This is a genomic window from Desulfosalsimonas sp. (assembly GCF_055149105.1).
Genome location: NZ_JBSRLA010000062.1, coordinates 1 through 20,463, shown reverse-complemented (window position 1 = coordinate 20,463; position 20,463 = coordinate 1). Strand labels below are relative to the sequence as shown.

21 protein-coding genes and 1 pseudogene are annotated in these 20,463 nt (G+C 53.7%); 2 read left to right on the top strand and 20 right to left on the bottom strand.

Annotated elements, in window-relative coordinates; all coding sequences use genetic code 11:
• Window positions 1-399: 399 nt before the first annotated feature.
• Window positions 400-1,269, bottom strand: a complete 870-nt coding sequence (locus ACTCIA_RS13590; protein WP_463002351.1) for an SMP-30/gluconolactonase/LRE family protein — start codon at window positions 1,267-1,269, stop codon at window positions 400-402.
• A gap of 1 nt (window position 1,270) precedes the next feature.
• Window positions 1,271-2,842 carry a DUF4301 family protein gene (locus ACTCIA_RS13585; RefSeq protein ID WP_463002350.1) on the bottom strand — a complete coding sequence of 524 codons (1,572 nt, stop codon included), beginning with the start codon at window positions 2,840-2,842 and terminating at the stop codon, window positions 1,271-1,273.
• 290 nt (window positions 2,843-3,132) lie between these two features.
• Here ACTCIA_RS13585 and ACTCIA_RS13580 point away from each other — a divergent pair, with 290 nt between their 5' ends.
• Window positions 3,133-3,747, top strand: coding sequence for an O-methyltransferase (locus ACTCIA_RS13580; protein WP_463002349.1), 615 nt, complete (start codon window positions 3,133-3,135; stop codon window positions 3,745-3,747).
• Between the two features lie 33 nt (window positions 3,748-3,780).
• Here the strand turns inward: ACTCIA_RS13580 and ACTCIA_RS13575 are convergent, their stop codons facing one another.
• From ACTCIA_RS13575 to ACTCIA_RS13500, 16 genes and pseudogenes are all read right to left on the bottom strand, one after another.
• Entirely contained in the window at window positions 3,781-4,269 is a 489-nt protein-coding gene (locus tag ACTCIA_RS13575; RefSeq protein ID WP_463002348.1) for a response regulator, read from the bottom strand.
• Between the two features lie 125 nt (window positions 4,270-4,394).
• On the bottom strand, window positions 4,395-4,841 hold the full coding sequence (locus ACTCIA_RS13570) for a response regulator (protein WP_181549977.1): 447 nt from the start codon (window positions 4,839-4,841) through the stop codon (window positions 4,395-4,397).
• Window positions 4,807-6,066, bottom strand: a complete 1,260-nt coding sequence (locus ACTCIA_RS13565; protein WP_463002347.1) for a sensor histidine kinase — start codon at window positions 6,064-6,066, stop codon at window positions 4,807-4,809. The genes ACTCIA_RS13570 and ACTCIA_RS13565 overlap by 35 nt, the downstream gene beginning before the upstream one ends.
• Window positions 6,067-6,085: 19 nt before the next feature.
• The gene (locus ACTCIA_RS13560; RefSeq protein ID WP_463002346.1) at window positions 6,086-7,666 is read right to left on the bottom strand and encodes an SLC13 family permease; all 1,581 of its coding nucleotides are present in this window, start codon (window positions 7,664-7,666) and stop codon (window positions 6,086-6,088) included.
• A 103-nt stretch (window positions 7,667-7,769) separates the two neighbouring features.
• On the bottom strand, window positions 7,770-8,183 hold the full coding sequence (locus tag ACTCIA_RS13555; protein WP_463002345.1) for a response regulator: 414 nt from the start codon (window positions 8,181-8,183) through the stop codon (window positions 7,770-7,772).
• 18 nt (window positions 8,184-8,201) lie between these two features.
• Window positions 8,202-8,636: a response regulator gene (locus tag ACTCIA_RS13550; protein ID WP_463002344.1), complete on the bottom strand. Its 435-nt coding sequence runs from the start codon at window positions 8,634-8,636 to the stop codon at window positions 8,202-8,204.
• A gap of 16 nt (window positions 8,637-8,652) precedes the next feature.
• Entirely contained in the window at window positions 8,653-10,392 is a 1,740-nt protein-coding gene (locus ACTCIA_RS13545; RefSeq protein ID WP_463002343.1) for a sensor histidine kinase, read from the bottom strand.
• Between the two features lie 456 nt (window positions 10,393-10,848).
• On the bottom strand, window positions 10,849-11,160 hold the full coding sequence (locus tag ACTCIA_RS13540; RefSeq protein WP_463002342.1) for a glycogen-binding domain-containing protein: 312 nt from the start codon (window positions 11,158-11,160) through the stop codon (window positions 10,849-10,851).
• Window positions 11,161-11,271: 111 nt separating this feature from the next.
• On the bottom strand, window positions 11,272-12,006 hold the full coding sequence (locus ACTCIA_RS13535) for a cytidylate kinase-like family protein (RefSeq protein ID WP_463002341.1): 735 nt from the start codon (window positions 12,004-12,006) through the stop codon (window positions 11,272-11,274).
• 16 nt (window positions 12,007-12,022) lie between these two features.
• Complete coding sequence (locus ACTCIA_RS13530) at window positions 12,023-14,734, bottom strand: bifunctional acetate--CoA ligase family protein/GNAT family N-acetyltransferase (protein ID WP_463002340.1); 2,712 nt, start codon at window positions 14,732-14,734, stop codon at window positions 12,023-12,025.
• Between the two features lie 50 nt (window positions 14,735-14,784).
• Entirely contained in the window at window positions 14,785-15,159 is a 375-nt protein-coding gene (locus ACTCIA_RS13525; protein WP_463002339.1) for a hypothetical protein, read from the bottom strand.
• Window positions 15,160-15,417: 258 nt separating this feature from the next.
• Window positions 15,418-15,537, bottom strand: a complete 120-nt coding sequence (locus tag ACTCIA_RS13520) for a hypothetical protein (RefSeq protein ID WP_463002338.1) — start codon at window positions 15,535-15,537, stop codon at window positions 15,418-15,420.
• A complete protein-coding gene (locus tag ACTCIA_RS13515) occupies window positions 15,504-16,325 on the bottom strand; it encodes a response regulator (protein WP_463002337.1) in 822 nt (273 codons plus the stop codon). Before ACTCIA_RS13515 ends, ACTCIA_RS13520 begins: the two co-directional genes overlap by 34 nt.
• Before the next feature lie 79 nt (window positions 16,326-16,404).
• On the bottom strand, window positions 16,405-16,905 hold the full coding sequence (locus ACTCIA_RS13510) for a YIP1 family protein (RefSeq protein WP_463002336.1): 501 nt from the start codon (window positions 16,903-16,905) through the stop codon (window positions 16,405-16,407).
• A gap of 1 nt (window position 16,906) precedes the next feature.
• A complete protein-coding gene (locus tag ACTCIA_RS13505; RefSeq protein ID WP_463002335.1) occupies window positions 16,907-17,059 on the bottom strand; it encodes a hypothetical protein in 153 nt (50 codons plus the stop codon).
• Between the two features lie 44 nt (window positions 17,060-17,103).
• A pseudogene (locus ACTCIA_RS13500) lies at window positions 17,104-17,439 on the bottom strand (anion permease); the annotation flags it as partial.
• Window positions 17,440-17,698: 259 nt separating this feature from the next.
• Between ACTCIA_RS13500 and ACTCIA_RS13495 the strand changes: the two are divergent.
• A complete protein-coding gene (locus ACTCIA_RS13495; RefSeq protein WP_463002334.1) occupies window positions 17,699-18,013 on the top strand; it encodes a hypothetical protein in 315 nt (104 codons plus the stop codon).
• 196 nt (window positions 18,014-18,209) lie between these two features.
• On the opposite strand, the gene ACTCIA_RS13490 is transcribed toward ACTCIA_RS13495, so the two are convergent.
• Entirely contained in the window at window positions 18,210-18,530 is a 321-nt protein-coding gene (locus ACTCIA_RS13490) for a glycogen-binding domain-containing protein (protein ID WP_463002333.1), read from the bottom strand.
• Between the two features lie 80 nt (window positions 18,531-18,610).
• On the bottom strand, window positions 18,611-20,463 hold a 1,853-nt coding region (locus ACTCIA_RS13485; RefSeq protein ID WP_463002332.1), incomplete at its 5' end, for a cache domain-containing protein.

The window sequence follows — 20,463 nt, the reverse complement described above, 5'->3', positions numbered from 1 at the left end:
GCATGATGCCGGCCCGGTGGCGGTTTGCTCCCTGCTGACCGCTTGCGCGCTCAATGCGACTCGCAAACCACCCCCGGGCCGGCATCATGGCCGACTGTGGGCAAAGTTGCACACCAAGGGAGTCGGAAGCAACACATCCAAGTCTTAAAAAGCGTTGTTTTCATGCCCGGTCCCGAGGGCTGGCCCGGCAAGAACCCTACCAAGGAAGACCGGGGGCGGGGTCGGTTTGTGAAGCGACATTGAGCGTTTCCGGGATAAATTCAGCCAATGCCGGAGCGAGTAAAATTTCAAATTGTCCGGGGCTGGATGGAAGAAACCCGGAAACGGTCAGGAGCGAAAAAACCGACGCCGGCCCCGGGGCTTCCTTCCTGACAAACAGCGGACGCGGTAAAAAGCTTTTTACAACTGATGGATCAGGGCCTGGCCCGGATAGGGCACCGGGAAATACGCAATGGACTGGCCGTCCAGGCTTCCGATAAATGCGGTTTTTCGGTCTTTTCCGCCAAAACAGATATTGGTTGGCCGCCGGAGCACTTCCATCCGGCGGTCTTCGACAACCATGCAAAGCCGCCTGTCCGGATCGATATACCCGACTGCCCCCCAGGCGGGAAATGTGACCCAGAGATTGCCGGCCTCATCCAGGGCGCATCCGTCCGGAAACCCCAGATCACCCAGCGGTTCCGGCCCGTAGGTTTCCCCGGGGCCCAGGCGGCCGTCTTTTCCGATGGCAAACCGGGAAATGGCCCGCCGGGTGGTTTCCGCCACATACAGATACTTACCCTGCGAATCCACTGCCACCCCGTTGGCAAAATACAGGCCATCTGCGGCAATACTGGCCCGGTTGTTCTCGCAGACCACCACGCACCCGTCCGGGACGGGCTGCCGGAGGGATTGTTCCAGATCCCCGGCCGTGGAGTTTGAAACCCAGAGCCGGCCCTGAAGATCCAGAAAGGGAAAATTGGGTGTGGGCATGGCCCGCCCGTCGGCTTTATCAAACAGGACCGTGTGGGTGCCGTCTGCAGCCAGACACTGGACCTGCCCGTTTCCGATATTGGCAATGATGCAGTTGCCCTGCTTGTCCAGGCAGATTCCGTTTGGCACTCCGCCCACATTCCCGTAAAATTGCGTTTGCCCGTCAGGAGAAATTTTTGCGCAGCAGCCCCGGGCATCTGCGGCCACCAGCCCGCCGCCGGGTTCGGCCATAACCCCCTCGGGGCGGGCCAGGCCCGAGCCCAGGGTTTTGATTTCAGATATATCCACTTTTTCCATCTTATCCCTGATGCTCCCTGCGCAGCAGATCATTGACGGTTTTGACGGGACTGAACGTGATCAGCGGCACTTCCACAAACACCGTATTCCACCCGGCCATGGCCCCGTTCCACAGACCCGGATGCTCCAGGGCCTTTAGCTCCCTGCCGTCTTTGGATTTAACGGAAATAAACACCGCCTGATCATCCACGTACCGATGCAGATCAAACGGCCGGTTATTGGCATCCCTGAGACTGGCCACGATATCCACGGGATTGAAATGGGTCAGGGCCTTTGCAATTTCCTGCTGCCGGGGGGAGTCCGGATCAATCTGGGCGCTTTCCACGATCTGGATAGAGGCCCCGCCCTCTTTGTCTTTCACCCAAAACGGGCCCCCGCCGGGCTCGCCCGTGCTGGGCACCATGCCGCATACACGCAGGGGACGGTGCAGCCGGTCTGTTAAAAACGCCTTTTTGCGATCCGATGAAGCATTCCTAAAATAATCCGGCAGCCGGACCCCGAGCTCGTTTTCCAGGAATTCGGCGGCCTCGTCAAGATCCGGGTTCCGGGGGCTGTCTCCTGCCAACTGCTCCTGAAACCGCCGAATCTGTTTTTCCAGCTTTACCAGATATCCGGCCAGGGCTTTTTTCCAGCGAAAGGTTTCGTTTTTCAGCCGGTCGGGCACGACATTGTCAATGTTTTTGATAAAAACCAGGTCCGCATCCAGGGCATTGAGATTGTCGATTAAAGCCCCGTGGCCACCCGGTCTGAACACAAGCCGTCCGTCGGCATCCCGGAAGGGGCGGTTTTCCATGTCCACGGCAATGGTATCAGTGGCCGGCGACTGCTGAGAAAAACCCACATCATAGGCGGCATTGTATGCCTGTTCATAGTCCCGGCGCCTGGCCCGCAGCAGGGCTTCAAATCCCGCCCGGTGCTCCGGGGACACAGTTAAATGAAGCCGGCATCTGCTGTCCTGATCCTTTGCATATGCGGCCGCCTCCACCAGATGCTCCTCAAATGCGGTGCGGGCGCCGTCCGGGTATTTGTGAAACAGAATCAAGCCCTTGGGGGTTGAGGCATAATCCAGGCCCTTGTCCGTGAGCAGGTATTCAAAAATTTGGCTAAAATCCCCCTGCTTACGTAGTTCTGCCGCATCCAGGCCGTCTTTTCCCATTTTTTGGGCCAGGTCTGCATAAAAGGCAAACTCCTGAACATGATCCATGAAGCTGCAGGCCTCGGCATACACACCCCCCTCTTTTTGCCCTTTTGCGCAGATCTCTGCATATTCCACTGGCGAATGGCTGTGGGCAATCTGGAGCAGGGCCTTAAACATTCGCGTGGCCGCACCGGAAGCCGGCACGAATTTCACCGCCTCCCGGCGGGAAACCGCCTTTTCAAAGGCCCGGATATATTCGTCAAGATCCTCGTCTCCCAGCCGCTTGATGCCGTCGCCCACCGTGCACGGCCGGTCCAGCTCGGCATAAGGTGCTCCTTTTTCAAACACGGCAACCTGTTCTTCCACAACTTCTTCAGAGAGTCCATGCTCACGGATCTGCTCCAGGTCCCTGCTGCTCCATTGCGTGCGCTTCATCAGCCACCCCCCCTGTGGTGTTTTTGTCAATATCCATACCTGGTTGAAAATATACATCAAACCCTCTGAAGCGTCAAACCGCAGCAAGAGTCAATGCCTGTTTCGGCCCATGGCCGGCCGGGCAAAACCCAAAAAACGCATCATGGCCGTGAACTTTTCAATATTGCCCGTTGTCAGGGCATTATAAAGACCTTGGGGCAATGACGTCTTGCAATTGGTGCAAACAGAAATTATGGTTGGATTGTGAAAAAAATATCCGGACAATATATTTGAAAACAGGAGAACGCACCTTGGCAGACACTGTCAAACACCCGGAAACCTATTTTTCTCAGCTTATCCCGGAGCGGGATGCGGTTTTGCAAAAACTCGAGGCCGAAGCCCAAAAGGAAAACATCCCCATTGCCGGTCCGGTGGTGGGACAACTGTTATTTGTCCTGGCCCGGGCCACCGGCGCTGTCAATATCCTGGAACTGGGCACGGCCACCGGATATTCGGCCATCTATCTGGGCCGGGCATGCCAGCCGGCCAACGGCCGGGTCCTGAGCCTGGAAAACAATGCAGACATGGCCCAAAAGGCCCGGACCAACCTGGATCAGGCAGGGCTTTCCGAAGTGGTGACCGTCATGGAGGCAGACGGTCTTCAGGTGTTGCCGGAGCTTGACGGCCCGTTTGATTTTGTATTCATGGATATTGAAAAAAAGGACTATCACGCAGCGCTTGTCAAACTGGCACCGCTGGTGCGCCCCGGCGGCCTGCTGATTGCCGACAATACCGCTTTTGTGGATGCAAAAAGCTTCAACCGGGCCATTTATGACGATTCCGGCTGGCAAAGCGTTCAGATCCTTTCCTACCTGCCCATGCACTCGGCCCTTCACGATGGGCTGTGCTTTGCGGTCCGGGCATAACGACCTTGATGTATTTACTGGAAGCGGGCCGGATCAGATATCGCCCTGGTCTATTTCCTTGAGCCGGGCCAGAATCTTCCTGGGAGAATCGGATTGCGCCAGGCGCAGCATTTCGTTGATCCGTTTTTCCTCGATCTTGTTTTTGTTCATGACCTTTTTTTTGTAGGCATTTTTCAACACTTCCAGCAGGTCATCGAAGTGGCAAGGCTTTTGAAGGTATTCATAAGCCCCGCTTCGAGTGCACTCCTTGGCCGAATCAATACTGCCGTGCCCGGTGAGGATCACAATTTCCAGCCACTTATGCTCATCCTTGAGCGCCTTAAGGGTCTCTTCTCCGTTGATGCCCGGCATTTTCAAATCCACCAGGGCCACATCCACGGGAACGGCCCGGGCCACCTCCAGGGCCTTTTCACCCCGGTTGACGGCAATGACATTGAAATCCCGAACCTCAAGCTGCTTTGTCATTGATTTGAGGAACTGCTCCTCGTCGTCCACGAACAACAAATTGATTTTCCGTTCCATTTATCCAACTCCTTGATTGATGGATCCCCTGGGTCGGCCCCATCTGTCTGCCGGTCTGCCGGTGGAAGATACAGGGCCGCATTGTTTTTTTAATCTCTGAACAATCCTCAATTAAGCCATATCCATCAGTAAACCTCCCCGGACTTGCGGATCATGGCCCGCTGCTCGGCTTTCCGAATACGTTCTTCCTGCTCGTCTTTTCGCTTTCTGGCCCTTTCCAGCTTGGTCTTGAAATCCTCGAAATCCGCAGGCTTGAGCAGATAATCATAGGCCCCCAGCCGCATTCCCTCTACAGCGGTTTCAATGGTCCCATGCCCGGTCAGCAGGATGACTTCCACAATGGGAAATTTTTTCTTGATCTGCTGAAGGGTCTCGATGCCGTCCATGCCGGGCATCTTGATATCGAGCACCACCACATCGATATCCGGTCTTTCGGTCAGCATATCCAGGCATTCCTTGCCGCTGTAGGCCTCGAAGACTTTCTGGCCGGCTTCCTGGAGCCGAAGGGAAAACATTTCCACAAAATCTTTTTCGTCGTCAACGATCAGAACTTTGGCCGGTATCTGAATCATCGTTTTTCATCTCCTTGATTTTTTGTAGGATATCGTGGCACACATTCTCATCTTCCGTGCATTCAACTCCTCCCGGGTGGCATTTGGGCAGCACCACCCGAAATGTGGTGCCTCGGCCCACTCTGCTTTCCAGGGAAATGTCGCCGCCGAGTTTGTTGACAATTCCGCGGGTTACATACAACCCCAGGCCTGTGCCCTTGTCCGGCGATTTCGTAGAGAAAAAGGGTTCAAATATCTTGCTCATGTTCTCCCTGGGAATGCCTTCACCCGTGTCCGCAACAAAGAATTCCACCTGGTCACCCTTGTCGTGCAGACCGATGGTGATGGTGCCCTGCCTTGAAATGGCATGCACAGCATTGGTCAACAGGTTGATAAAGACCTGGCGGATCTGATAGGGGTCGCTGTAAATGATGCCATCGGCTTCCGCCATTTCGCGTACGAAAGCGATCTCCTTGTCTCTGGCCTCCCGGCCCACCAATTCAAGGCTTTCTTCGATCAGATCCTTCAGCCGGGTTTCGGCACACGGCTGGTCCTGCTGGCGAACGAATCCCAGCAGCAGATGGGTAATGCGCCGGACCCTTTCAATGCCCTTTTCAATCTTGTCCAGCCCCCGCTCCAGATCGGACTTGCGGGGCACATCCGCCATTTCCTCCTTGCCGAGCACCAGCCGCATGAACCCGGCCGATTCGCGCATCATGGCCAGGGGATTGTTGATCTCGTGGGCCACCCCCGTGGACAGGGTCCCCAGGGCGGCCAGCCGTTCTGTGGCGATCATCTGCTGCTCCATTTTGGCCCGGAATTCCTGCTCCCGCTTCTGCTCCTCGATTCTGCGCCGCCGGTCATGGGCCTGCCGGATCTTTTCCAGCAGATGATCGAACTCGATGGGCTTGGTGAGATAGTCAAACGCGCCCTTTTTGATGCCTTCCACCCCGTCCCGGGCCGATGCATGGCCCGTGAGCAGGATGACCTCGGTTTCCGGGAAGCGCTCTTTGATCACCCCCAGGGTTTCGATGCCGTCCATGCCGGGCATTTTAACATCCAGCACCACCACCCGATCCGAATCGGATTCCAGCAAACCGATGCACTCTTCGCCGGTGCCGGCCTGGGCCACTTCAATGCCCCGCCGGTTGAGCCGTTTGGCCGCCGTGCTCCGGAAATCAACCTCGTCATCCACCAGCAAAACACCGATGGCTTGCTTGTCTTGTTTTTGCCCGGAATCCGTCATGATGCCTTGTCCTAATGTATTATACAAGCCCCAGAATATTCCACCAGATCATGGCCACAACGGTAATGATGGTAAGTAATACCGGCATTACCACCAGGCCGGCCTTGGTCAGATCAACGGATTTAAAGTACCGGTAGCTGTATGAAATGGCATTGGGCGGACACCCGATCACGAGCAGCATGGCAAAAGAGCAGGCCATGCCCAGGCACAGGGCAAGCACCCTGGGATCCACGCCTTCCATCTGCGCCATGGGAATGACGATGGGCAAAATCAGGGCCGCGGCTGCAACATTGGCCATTGTATTGGTGACAATGGCCCCGAACACGCCCACCCCGATAAACAGGCCCAGCCATCCGGCTCCCTGGACCACCGGGAAGAACATGTTGGCAAAATACTCGCCGGCACCCGAATACCCCATGGCCAGACCAAGGGAAATACCACCGCCGAAAATAAACAGGGCTGTCCCCCATTCCAGGTTGTCATTGATATCCTCCCATTTGAGACACCCGGTCACCGTCAGTACCGCCACACCCAGCATACCGGTAATCGAATAGTGGATCCCGTGAAAACCCTTGGTCAACCAGGTCAGAAAAGTCAGCCCAACGATGATCAGGGTAATGATTTCCGTCCGGGTCCAGGGGCCCAGCTCCTCATCGAGTTCCGGCAGTTTAATGCTTGTATCCGGCCGGTATACCAGATATACCATGAGCACGGCCACCGGGACCGTGATCAAAGACGCTGGCAGGGCATACATGATCCAGTCAAAGAAGGTGATCTCGATGCCGGTAAATTCCTTGAGAAAAGCGGCGGCCACCATGTTTCTGCCGCCGCCCACAAGGGTGCCCATTCCGCCGGCCGAACAGGCAAACGGCAGGGAGAGCATCATGAATTTGGCGGTTCTTGTATGGGGCTCAATGCCGGCGGCCTTCATCATCGGCAGCATGGTCACAAGGCCCACGGCACAGGCAGCGGCATCGTGCATAAACCCGGAGGCCCAGCCAAGGCCCATTGCAATGATAAAGGTAAACCGGGTCACGCTGGTGCCCGCCTTACGAATGATAAAATATCCCATACGCCTGGTGATCCCGGATTTGTCCAGGGCAATGGCAAAGATCAGGCAGCACATGATAAAAATCACCACCGGATGCATGTAGGGCGCCCATGCGCCTTCAACACCGCTGACCCCGGTGACCACAAGCCCCACGCCGATCAGAATCGCGGTAATCTCAAGGGGAATGGGTTCGACAATAAAAAGAAAAATCAGGAAAACCAGCAAGGCCAGAAACCGCTTGGCCTTTGGGGGCAGGCCGTCCACATAGTCCATGGAAACCCCCTCCAGATCCATTTTCTTCAACTGCTGGTTGAGATAAATCCCGGGTTTCTCAATGGGCTGATCCGACCGGACTTCCAGAATATAGGCGTCCTGCTTCAGCTTTTTGGTGGCTGCAATGGAAAAATGGCTGTCCACCGCTGCCAGCACCTGCTGGCCGGGATCTCCGTTGATCCGGAACTGGGTTCCTTCCGGTCGGGGCAGCAACAACACGATGACACCGAGCAGTATGGCAATGCCCAGTTTGAATATATTGGATTTGAAAAACATATTCGGCTCCTTGTCCGCAATGGCCGGTTATCCATTATCGATTCCGCCTGCTTTTTTTATTTGCAGCCGGGGCTGTAATTGTCATTCTGAATGCTCGCAAATCTTATTTTTGATCTTTCTTATTTTTCTTGTGCACACAGGCCTCCCGGATTTTTTCCAGCAACTCATCGAGTTCGCAGGGTTTGGTCAGATAATCAAAAGCTCCGTGCTCCAATCCGGCCCGGGCCGCTGCCTGGGATCCGTGGCCGGTGAGCATGATCACCTCCATACGCTTATCCAGTTGCTTTAAAACCTGAAGAACTTCCAGACCATCCATGTCTTCCATCTTCAGATCCAGCACCACCACGTCAAAATCCCTGGAGCGCACGGCCTGTAGGGCATCGGTACCGCAGTAGGCTTTTGTCACATCAATGCCGCGTTTTCCAAGCCGGTTGGCCAGGACATTGACATAGCCCTCCTCGTCATCCACGAGCAAAAGATGAATACAGTCTTTCCGGGCTTTTACTGAATCAGACATGGCAGCGTATCCTGATTGTTAGATGCCCCGGGTGGATACAACTTTTTCCATCCGGGCCTTTTCAATTTTTTCTTCCTGGGCGCGGCGCTTTTCCACCGCCTCCTGCACCTTCTGGCTCAACTGTTCGATATCGCAGGGTTTCATCAGATAATCAAAAGCACCGATTTTCATCCCGTCAATGGCCGACTCGATGGTGGCATGCCCGGTAAGCATGATCACTTCGATCAGGGGGTAATTGTTTTTCATTTCCCTGAGCACTTCAATGCCGTCCATACCCGGCATTTTCACATCCAGGATCATCACCTCCAGATTCCGGTTCTTGCTCACCAGTTCAAGGGCTTCCTTGCCTTCGGTGGCTGTGAGGACTTTGAAACCGCGCTTCTGCAGACGTTTGGACATGGTTTCGATAAAATCGGACTCATCATCGACCAGCATCACAAATGGGTTTGCCATGTGTTTCTCTCCTTGTTCATTTTTTTTCAGATGAATCTTTTCCGGCCTCCTGGATGGGAATCCATATCCGGAACCGGGTGCCCTGGTTGACAGTACTGGTGACATCAATTTTGCCGCCCATCTTCTCGATAATCCCGTAGCATATGGACAATCCGAGTCCCGTGCCCTTGCCCACGGCCTTGGTGGTGAAAAACGGATCAAAAATCCGGTTCAGATTGGCTTCCGGAATGCCCGGACCGTCGTCTTCGACTGTGATGACAATATGGTTTTCCTCCAGCTTGCTGAGCTTGGTGCCGATGCTGATGGTGCCGCCGGTTTTGTCCATGGCGTCAATGGCATTGTTGATCAGGTTGAGCATCACCTGCTGCATCTCTGAAGGCGCCAGACAGACATAGGGCAGACCCGGCTGCAGCTCGGTGGCAATGATGACTTTGTTATACCTGGCCATCTGGGCCGAAAGATCGACAATCTCCTTGATCAGATCATTGATCTGCACGTCCTTTAATGTTGCATCGGTTTTGCGGGCAAAGCTGAGCAGTTTATGGGTGATTTCCTTGCAGCGCCGGCCCTGGGTGGCAATCTGCCGTAATGCCCGCCGGAATTCTTCCAGGTTTTCGCTTTGGGCAAACTCTTCTTCCTGCAGCAAGTCTTCAATCCATCCGGCCTCCTCCACCATGATGGCCACAGGATTGTTGATTTCATGGGCAATTCCGGCTGCCAGTTCTCCCACGGATGCCAGCTTGCCGGTCTCAATCATCTGCTGATTGAGTCTGGCCTTTTCTTTATCGGCGCTCATAATTCTTCTAACCATTCGTTTCGTCAGTAAAAATGCCATGAGTCCAATACCGGCGGCGCCTACCAGAAATATGATGCCGGCAAATTTAAACATCCGGTAAATATCAGAGAACGCATCAGACTTCTCCTGCTTGAAAATCATAAGCCAGTCACCGTTCTTTAAGCCGGCAATGGCATATATATGGGTCGTTCCGGACTCGTCCGGCAGTTCGATCACTTCCACCGGCCGGTCACTGGCATCCATGCGCCGGATAAAATAATCATAGGTCTTTTCCCACAAGGCCTTTTCAAAAACCGGCCTTGTCTGAAACCGGCCCTCGCTGTTGAGGATAAATGCATACCCGGTCTGGCCCACGCGCAAATTTTCCACCAAGGTGTTAAAATACTGGAAATCAATGGTCGCCCGCAGAATATAGGTCTCACCCTGCCGCTGCCAGCGCACGGTAATGATAAAATGCGGACTTCCGCGCAGCCCCATGAACACGTCGCTGATATAAAAATCTTTGGCAATGGCCTGCTTAAACCAGGCGGCCTCAAAATAGCCCGCATCCTGAAGCTCATGCGGCCCGGCATAGGCCAGCTGTTTTCCGGTTTCATCCACCACGCCCAGATCCACGAATACGTCCCCGTATTGCTGCTGCAAATACCGGAGCTTGGCCTGGAGGATGGACCGGTCCGTCAACCGCTCAAGGCTGCTGCTCTGGACCAGAAACTGAATATTGGCCAGCTTTTCATCCAGAAACGTGTCAATGTTCTGCTTGTGCTTCTGCACCAGTTCCTGGAGATGGGCATAGGTTTTTTCATAATAGGAAATATCAAAATGATACAGCAGAAAGACAATCACCACAATCATGGGTGCAAAAGACACCGTGATCATGGTTGTAATCATGTTCCGGGCCAGGTTCCTGTAATAAGCTTTTGCGTTCTGGCCGCCTTCTTCCGGCGATTCTTTGTTTGTCAAAATACAATCCCCTGCAATGTTTTGGGGCGCTCAGCAAATAGTCACCCATCAAACAAAAATCTAAAAAGGATTTTATATAGCCGTTTTGAAAAATACAGTCAATATGAATGAATTTTTTTTATTTTTCCATCATATGGACTACACTCCTCCAAATCTAACTGAAATCAAAAAGAAACCCGGAATATCATTCAAAAACAACGATTTTAACGCATTTGCCGCGGCGTCTGTCATAAAAAAATAAAAAAGCAAGGGGTATGCCGGAAAACATAAATTTCAAAAAGCGTGTCAAACAAGCTGCGGCGGCAATGTTTTCAAAGAAGAAAAGAAAAAGAGTGCAGGATTTTTTTACACATTGTAAAAAAAACGCCGCATGCACACACAGGTCCCATAAGCCGGAATCGGCTTTTCAATGACCGGCCCGGGAAAATGCGAGACACTTTTTTTCGGAGGCGGGCGTCAGGATTTTCTATGGCTCGGCGCTATGGGTGCGGCGCTGACCTCTATTACGGAATTGCAGGTGCCGAATGAATTGTCGCAGTTCTGCCTGTTTGCCGGATCCAGACACCAGTTTCCATCAATTACAAACTTGTATTCATAGCGGCCGGGCGGCAGCATCAGGGTTTTTTCCCAGAATCCTCCGGGTTTTTTCTTCAAAAGATGTTTGCTGCCGTTCCAGTTGTTAAAACTTCCGCCCAGGCTCACCTCTGCGGCATCCGGAGCCGCCAGGCGAAAGGTCACCCGCCTGCGGCCTTTATTGCCATTATCCATATCCTGACTCCTGCCTGATTGTTATTTTTTACCGGCACTGAAAAAGCCCCGGCATTTCCGGGTCAACCGAGTCCGGGGCCATATTTTCCAAGAATAAGTCCGCCGGTGATGTTAATCAAATTTTTGACAATAAGCCGTTGCCACGACTTCGGCTGCAGCATCGGCGCTTTCCAGATAATCGCGATTGATCACCATGTCAAATTCATAGGCAGAAGCGTCTTTTTTATTGAAATTTTTCCGGAAAAATTCCTTTTGCTCCCGGTCCACCCGGTCGAGCTCCTTTGCTGCTGCATCCTCTGTCACTTCCAATATTTCTGCAATCCGTCGGACCCGGAAGTCCCGGGATGCGATAAACCGAACAGCCAGAGACCGGCGGCGGGGAAGGATCAGATGAACCGCCCGGCCCACAAAAATCGTGGGCCCTGCGTCGGCCATGGCAAACACAGCGCCGGTCAAGTAACGCATGTAATCGCCCATGGTAAAGGATTTCTCCCCGAACAGAAGAGCGGCAAAATCACTCATGGTTCCCGGATATCGCTCGTCAAAAGAATCAACGGTTTTTTCCCCGAGATGCTTGTTCTCTGCGATCTTTTCCAGAATCCCCCGGTCCACAACGCGCATCCCCCCGAGCCGCGATGACACCAAATCCGCAATTTCAAGAGCGCCCACACCAATTTTCCGGGAAAACGCAATGCAGTTGGTCACCCGGGCTTCGGTATCTTTTTTCTTGATGGCCTTGAGCCGTTTGCGTTCCCATTCCAAAATCACCTCCTCTGCCTTGGCTGCGCCCCCGGGAAGACGTTTCCCGTAGGTTCCTGGAATATATTTGTTATAGTGGTGGGTCATTGGCGGCCTCCTTTTTTTAACGGGCAGAACCCGCATAAGATGGTTTGTCCGGTTTTCCTCCGGAATTTTGGAAACGCAGGGTTGCTTCATACTCACCGGTATTGTCTTTCCGGATATCAAAGCCAAGCTTCCGGGCCAGGGCCAGCATCTTGGTATTGTCCGGCAGAATCAGACCCCAAATCTTTTCCGTGTTCCGGCTTCGGGCAATCTCCAGACAGCGTTTCAGTAAAATCGCGCCAATACCCTTTCCATGCCACTGGTCAGCCACAAGAACGGCAAATTCTGCTGTTTTTCCATCCGGTTCCCCGATTACCCGGCTGACACCAAGCATTTTCTCTATCCCTCCGGCTGTGGATATTGCCACCATGGCAATCTGCCGATCATAATCGATCTGGGTAAACCGGGCCAGCATATAGTGGGGCAGACGCTTGATGGGGCTGAAAAACCGGTAATAAATACTCATGGGAGAAAGTTCGTTAAACATCTCCTCCAGAAGCGGGGCATCTTCGGGCCGGATGGGCCGGACCGTTAACACGCCGACATCTTCCAGATCCAGTTGCTCTTCATACTCATTGGGATAGGGGCTGATCACCAGATGCAGGGGCGCTTTGACTTCAGCAGGACTGACGATCACCCTGGCATCAACGGCGATGATCCGGCCGTCATGAACCATCAGAGGGTTGATGTCGATTTCGGAAATTTCGGCAAAATCCGTCATCAACTGGGAAAGCCGAATGAGCAGGGCCTCGAACTGAACCAGATCCAGGGCATCAAGATTGCGGTATCCCTGCAAAACTTTGTAAATCCGGGTTTCCTCCATCATTTTGCGGGCCAGAAGCCGGTTCAGGGGGGGCAATGCGATGGAACGGTCTTTGAACACCTCTGTTAATACCCCCCCTGTCCCGAACAGCACCACAGGTCCAAATTCACGGTCTTTTCTGGCACCCGCAATGAGTTCATAACTTCCCTGCGGCAGCATTTTCTGCACGCTGACACCATTAAACGCCCCGGGAAAACGGTCCTCAATACGCCGGGCCATCTGTCCGAAAGCCTCGCTTACCGCTGCGGAATCGCAGAGGTTCAGCGCCACTCCGCCCTCGTCGCTTTTATGAACGATCCGGCTGGAAGCCACTTTCAAAACCACCGGAAACCCTGTTTTTTCCGCCAGTTTTGCCGCCTGCTCCCCAGTGCCGGCAAACATGGTCGGGTTGACCGGGATGCCATAGGCCGCCAGCAATCCCTTGGCCTCGATTTCCGGCATATGACCGGTTTCCCGTGCCAGTGCCGTGTCAATCAAGGCCTTTGCTTTCTGCCGGTCAAAGTCGAGCCGGTGCGGAAGTTTTTCCGGAATCTGCTGAAGCATTTCAATATTGCGGGAATGATGATAGAGATCCATAAAAGCCCGCACCGCCCGCTCCGGAGAATCAAAGGTCGGAATGCCGGCCTTGTGAAATACGGCCCGCCCGTCTTCCACGTCGCTGCCCCCGAGCCAGGCTGTAAAAACCGGAAAGGATTGTTTCTTTAACTGTTCGGCCAGCAACTCAGCCACACGGGTGGGCTCGGCAATGGCCTGGGGCGTCAGCATGATCAGCAGTCCGTTGACCTCCCTGGCGCTTGCAAGAATCCCGGCAGCGTCCGCGTATCGTTCTGCTGTGGCATCACCCAAAATATCCACGGGATTGGCATGGCTCCAGTGGGGCGGAAGGATCGCATCCAGCTGCCGGATGGTTTCAGGCTCCAGCGTCACCGGGGAAAATCCATAATCCCACAGGGCATCAGCAGCCATCACACCCGGCCCTCCCGCATTGGTCAGGATGGCCAGGCCGTGGCCGGAGGGTTTGGGCTGCTTTCCGATAAACTCGGCACAATCAAACAGCTCCGCAAAGGTCTTGACCCGGACAATACCCGCTCTTTTAAAAGCGGCATCATATACGGCATCTTCACCTGCCAGGGCCCCGGTGTGAGAGGCCGCTGCCGCAGCCCCGGCCCGGGTGCGGCCGGCTTTGAGGGCAATAATGGGCTTGACCCGGGATACGGAGCGGGCGGCGCTCATGAAATTGCGTATCCGGGTAAGGCTTTCCACATACATGACAATGCTGCTCACCTGCGGCTCATTGCCCAGATAATCGATTACATCGCCGAAATCCACATCCAGCATGGACCCCAAACTGACAAAATAACTGAATCCGACCCGGGACTTTTCGGCAAAATCCAGAATGGCGGTGCAAATGTCCCCGCTTTGGGAAATAAAGGCCATTTTGCCCCTTTGTGCCATACGGTTGGCAAAAGTGGCATTCATGCAATGCCGGGTGGAAATGATGCCCAGGCAGTTGGGGCCCAGCACCCGAAATCCGCTGGACTGGATTTGGCTTTTGATTTGCTCTTCTATGGCGGCGCCTTTTTTTCCGGTCTCCCGGCCGCCTGCAGACAGCACCATTGCCCCGCCTGCGCCTTTTTCCATGCATTGCCGGACAATTTCGGCAACTATTTCAATGGGGGTGGCAATCACTACCAGATCCGGGGCAGCCGGCAGGTCCCCCACCGACTTGAAGGCAGGCTGGCCGGACACATGGGTATATTTGGGATTCACAGGGTAAAGCCGGCCTTTGTATCCGCCGTTTACCAGGTTGTTTGTGACCATGGTGCCCACGCTGCCGCTTTTTTCACTTGCGCCGATAACGGCAATGGATCTTGGTGCAAAAATCTTTTCCAGATTCAATACACTCATAACGATTCCTTCCCGCAGTTGCCTGCGGCGCGTTTATGACCCATTACGGGTTAACAGAGGCCATGATCACAGCGGGCAAGGGTTCTTACGGCCCTCACGGGCCGGGGCAGCCGGCAGGCTTTTTCCGGATATGAGAAAACCGAGTCAATGGCCTGCTTCAGGCTCCTGAAAGCGTGGAAGCTTTTTTGCAGATAGACCAGCACCGGCAAATCCGGGTATTTCTTTTTCAAACCCATGTAAAAATCCCATGTCCCCGCGGCATCCGGATAAAAATTAACAACCACAAGATCAAACCCGGAATAATCATTCCACTGGCAATATTGCGCTTCACTGATCCCGCACACCTCATATCCGGCTTCACAAAGATAGCGAACCAGTCGTTGCCTGCGATCCGTCTGGCTGTCGAGAATCAGTAAAGATCTCATCTTAATGCCCCTGTAATGTGTGTTAAACAACCTGCAGTGAATTCTATTATAGTAACATAATGCAATAAACGTGCCATTTTCAGTTATAACCAATACATGCGAAAATCACCGGCAAAACGTTTTTTTGCTTACCCTGTGGCCCGGCTGGGTGCAGCCTTTCTTTACATATTGCATCAATTCATGCAGGCTTGTATTTTTCCCGGCAAAACGCACCGTCCCGGACAAGGGCAAGCGCTTGATTTTTCCGGATTTTGGGGCTTATCCCTGTTTTGCGCGCAGAATTTTCTCCATTTCAAAAAACAGATCCTGCTCCCGGATGATGCCCACCACCTTATCTCCTGCCTTTACCAGCAGGCGCCGCACCCCGTAGGTAACCATCTGAAAGGTGGCCTCCATAAGCGATGCATTGGCATCGATATCATAGGGGCGGGCGACATCACTTCTCCGAGGGGCATTTGGGCATGCAGTTCAATGGCCCGCTGGAATTCGCCCTTCCAGAAAAGGGGAGAATATTGAATGCTGTCTGCAGTGGAGGGTTTGGGCGCTGATAGATAAGCAGGCAGAATCATCTGCATCAGATCGGGAATGGACAAAATACCAATGACCTGCATGGGCTTTTCCACAACAAGTACGGAGCGATGACCGGTTTCCATGATCCTGGAGGTGCCCCGCGTTGCAAATGTCTTTTTGAGTTCAAAAATCGCTTCCTGCACCGTGACATCCGAGGTCAGGGTGGTGTATTCATCAATGGGGATCATAACCCCTTTGATCCGATTTTCCCTGTATGCTTCAGGCATCTGCCGGCTTTGGGTGGCCTCCCGGATTTTTCCGGTGAGCACCTCAATGTCACAGGGCTTGGCCAGGTAATCAAAAGCCCCCTGATCCCGTGCCTGTTTGGCTGAATCCAAGTCCCCGTAACCCGTAAGCATGATCACGGGCAGATCCGGCATGCGTTTTTTGATCTCCGCCAGTGTCTCATGGCCGTTCATGCCTTCCATCCGGATATCCAGAATGACCACGTCAGGATGCTGAGCCAGTTTTTCTATGGCTGCCGGACCGCTTTCGGCCATAATGGTCTCAAATCCCCGGCGCGTTAAAATTTTTTCCATGGTCTCCCGGAATCGTTTTTCATCATCAACCATTAACACCTTGATTTTCTGGCTCATAGACGATCTCCTTTTCTCCCGGCATCATGCCGGATACCCGTTTATTCTATGTCCATTGCACTGACAGCCATTGATATCCTTAAATCATGGCACCCAGGGTCAATACAACCACCAGAAAGGCCTGCCAGCGCCTCAATCCGCATACAATCATCAATCCCGCACCAATGAGCCACCATCGCCACACCTCTGCGAACAGCACCAGATACGGCACCCATGCCAAAGGCAGGACAACGGCTGCAGCCCATGCGTAAATACCGAAAAAGCGCCCGAAACCAATCCTTCTTCGCAGGATCATCCGGCTTACGGCATAGCCCATACCGGCTGCCAGAACCGGCATGCCCGCGGCATTGATGAAAAATATCATCAATGCCGCCATGGGCTGCGGGCAGGCATGGACCAGCAGGCTTGTACAGGCATAAAACCCGCCGGAAAGAACCAGTGCAAATACCGGCAAAAACAAATGACCGGTTTCGGCATATTCCCGGAAAAACATCCGTGGGGCACTTACAATCCGGGCCATCCGTGCCGCATATGTCCGCGGCCCGAAAAACTGTTTTGAATGCGCATGGCTCAGTTCCATATCAGATCACTCCCATCCGGATCATGACACCGGCGGCCAGCATCAACAGGGTGAGCACGAAAAAGATTCTGCGCTCCGCCTCCCTGGTGAAATAGAGTCTTCCGTCTTGCATGCGAAAGGCCCGGTTGCGTATTTTTTTCTGGTTGATCTGCATATTGCCTCCCTGTGTGGCAGTCTAAGCAATTTGTTTTTTCAGTGCTAAAATCCGGCAAGATCCCCGAACCCCCTGAAACCCCAGTAGCCCAAAGTCAGGGCCAGCAGCATAATATTGGCGATAATCCAGACGGGAATGCCCACCCGGAGATAATCCTTGGGTTCCAGGTAGCCGCTGGCGTACACGATGGCATTGGGCGGCGTGCCGATGATCAGGCGATATGCAAAGGATGATGCCACTGCCGTAGACATGGCCATAAACGGCAGAAAAGTGGTGCCCGGATGGACCAGCCCGGCCATGTTCAGTGTAATCGGCCCCACCGAGGCCGCTGCCGGGCCGTCAGCCATGAGGTTGGTTAAAATCCCGGTCAGGCCGTTATTCTCGCCATACCTTTCCGGGGGATAGGGCCACGCTGGGGAGCGACCCGAGCACCGGCAGGGTGACCGAAGTATGGAGGGCGGTGCCGGAAGGGTGCGGCCTTTCATTTATGAACTCCATACTTTGGTCTCTAAAAATATCTTCACCAGAGCCCGGATTCTTGCCACCGTTTTGACTGCCGTCATTGGTCTAATCATATTTACAGTACCTGCATCCGCCATAACCGAATCCGACCCGCTGTACTTCAGCTGCTCGGCGCAGATGCATGCTGCTTTCGGCCCTGTATTTTTCGAGACATTTACGGAGCAAACCGGCATTGAAGTCGATGTCAAATCTCTGAGCCGGGAGCAGATCAAGGGAATTTTCTCCGGAAGATACAGCAACTGGAAGGAGTTGGGCGGCGTGGTCCGGGCCGCCAAGGTTTATCCGTACGTGATCTCCTTTATCACCCGGGCGGCGGTTTACAATGAAGGCGACCTGAAAGTGCTGGATGTGGATGGAATCTCACCGGATTCCCCGGATTACAACTATTTCCAATCTTTTTCTTTTGTTACCAAGGGAAAACCGCAGGGATAGGCCAAGGCGCTCATCGATTTTACCGTAAACGGCGAGGGCAGGAAAATTCTGGAGAAAAAGGGGGTTATTTTTAAAGCCGATTAACACCGCGCCCCGACGCATGCCGTCCGAAATACGGCTTTACCATATAATAAGCCCTTTTCCCGATCATCCGGGAAAAGGGCTTATGCATTTTCCTTCCAATGGACAACTCATACTACAGGACCTGCCTGCTTTTTCTCTTGGCAGCAGTCGGGTTGTCGGCAACCTCAATGACCGAATTCCGACCGCCGAACGGATTGCCGCAGGACTGACTGTTGCCCGGATCAAGCCACCAGTTGCCGTCCACCCGGAACTTGTATTCATATCGGCCCGGCGGCAGCATCATGATTTTTTCCCAGAATCCCCCGGGCTTTCTTTTCATAACACCCTTCCGGGTATCCCAGTCATTGAAACTCCCGCTGATACAGACTTCGGTAGCCTCCGGCGCGGTGAGCCGAAAAACGACCCGTTTTCGTCCCTTGTTGGCATTGCTCATAATTACCCCTTTTTTCTTTTGCCTGTAAATTCATGCAAAAATGAATTATTGATCCAAAAGCCCCGGATTATGAAAGCCGATCAATTCGTCCATGGCAACGTAAAAACAAAGCGGATCCAGTAGCCCGGCTCTGATTCCGCCCGGATTGATCCGCCATGCCGACGGATGATTTCTTTTGTGATAAACAGCCCCAGTCCCGTACTCCGAGAGCTTTGGCTGTCCCTGTCAAACCGGACAAACCTGCCGAAGAGCTTTTCGATCTCTTCGGGCCGAAGACCTTTGCCCTCGTTATACACTTCAAATTCATGCAAATTTTCTGCCAGGTTGTACCCGATCCTGATGCGCCCCTCCTGCCGGCCGTATTGCACGGCATTGTTCAGGAGGTTTTTGAACACGATACGGATTAACTCCGGGTCTGCCATCAGATCAAGGGATTCGGGAAGCCGATTTTCCACCTGCATCCGCTTCTGCTCGATAGCGGGCCGCAACTCTTCGAGCAGCGGAGCGATCACATCTTTGATGAGTTCGATTTCCCTGGCCTCAACTTTCAGCTCTCCTTTTTCGATCCGGGAGAGATCCAGGTAATTGCGCGTCATGACCACTGCCGTATGAATGCTGCGGGAAATGTTTTTAATCAGCGTTTCCTGGGAAGGTGTCATTTTTCCGGCAAACCCCTGCTCCAGGGCCCGGGCCGAGGTGTAGATCACGCCCAGGGTATTTTTCAGTTCATGGGACACAAATCCGAGCATATCCAGGTAACTGGCGTTTAATCGCTGGAGCGAATCGTTGGTCTGCGCCAGCGCCTTGTTGGCAGCCTGAATCTTCTCCTCTCTTTCCTGCAGGCTGGCGGCCATGGCATTAAAGGATCTTGTCAGATCCCGGACCTCGTCATTCTGGGAAGGCTCCGGCACCTGCATGTGGAAATCGCCTGTCTCAATCTTTGCGGCCGCGTCGGCCAGGCGCTTGACAGAACCCGTCATCCGGGCTGAAAAGATGCCGCCCACGCCGAGCACAAAAAGGGACAGCACCAGGCACATCACGCCGTAGAGTTTCCACAGCGACATTTTCAGATCTTCGTACTTTTGGGCAAGCACACCTACATAAAGGATCCCGATGGTTTCGCCCTCCAGGTTGTGGATGGGATCATAAGCGCTGATGTACCAGTCATTGACCACAAAAGCGCGGTCGTAAAAACTCCGGTCGTTCTCCAGGACCTGGTCATAGACCTCTGCGCTCACCCGGGTGCCGATCGCCCTGTTGCCTTCCCGGGTGGTGACATTGGTGGCGACTCGCGTATCCCACTGAAAGGTGGTCACGGTTCCCAGGTGACGTCCGTTATATTGCTTGTCTTCAAACACGATGGAGCGGATCCGGTCCACCAGTTCATAGTTCCGGTTTAAAAGAATGCCGGCATAGAGGGCGCCCTGCATATTGCCCTGATCATCGCGGATCGGTGCGGCAGCCATCAGGCACATACCTGCGGACTCCGAATCCTTGGCTCTCGGCTTGGCCTTGGGGGTGGGCTTGAAAACAATAAAGGCGCTTTCCTCCAGGTTGCCTCCCTCGGCCTTAAGGCGCCGGGCGCTTAAAACGGAAAACCCGCTTACGGTTTCGCCCCTGAGCGCTTTGGAAACAAAAGGGTTATTGGAAAGATAATCGCCGGTATGATAAGGCGATACGGTCCGGAGGATGACCCGGCCCTTGCTGTCGGTCATGGAAAAAAAATCAAACCCGGACTGCAGGCGGGCTTCCTCCAGATCCGCACGAAAAGCGCCGGATGACGGGTTGTTGTAGGCATCCTCCACCCGTTTTCCGGTGGCGAGAATGCTCACAAACAGTCGAAGGTTCTCCTGCTCGTGATGCAGCACACTCCATGCGGAACGAAGGTCCAGGCTTACCCGGCGCTGGGCTTCGGCAAGCACATTGCGGTTGA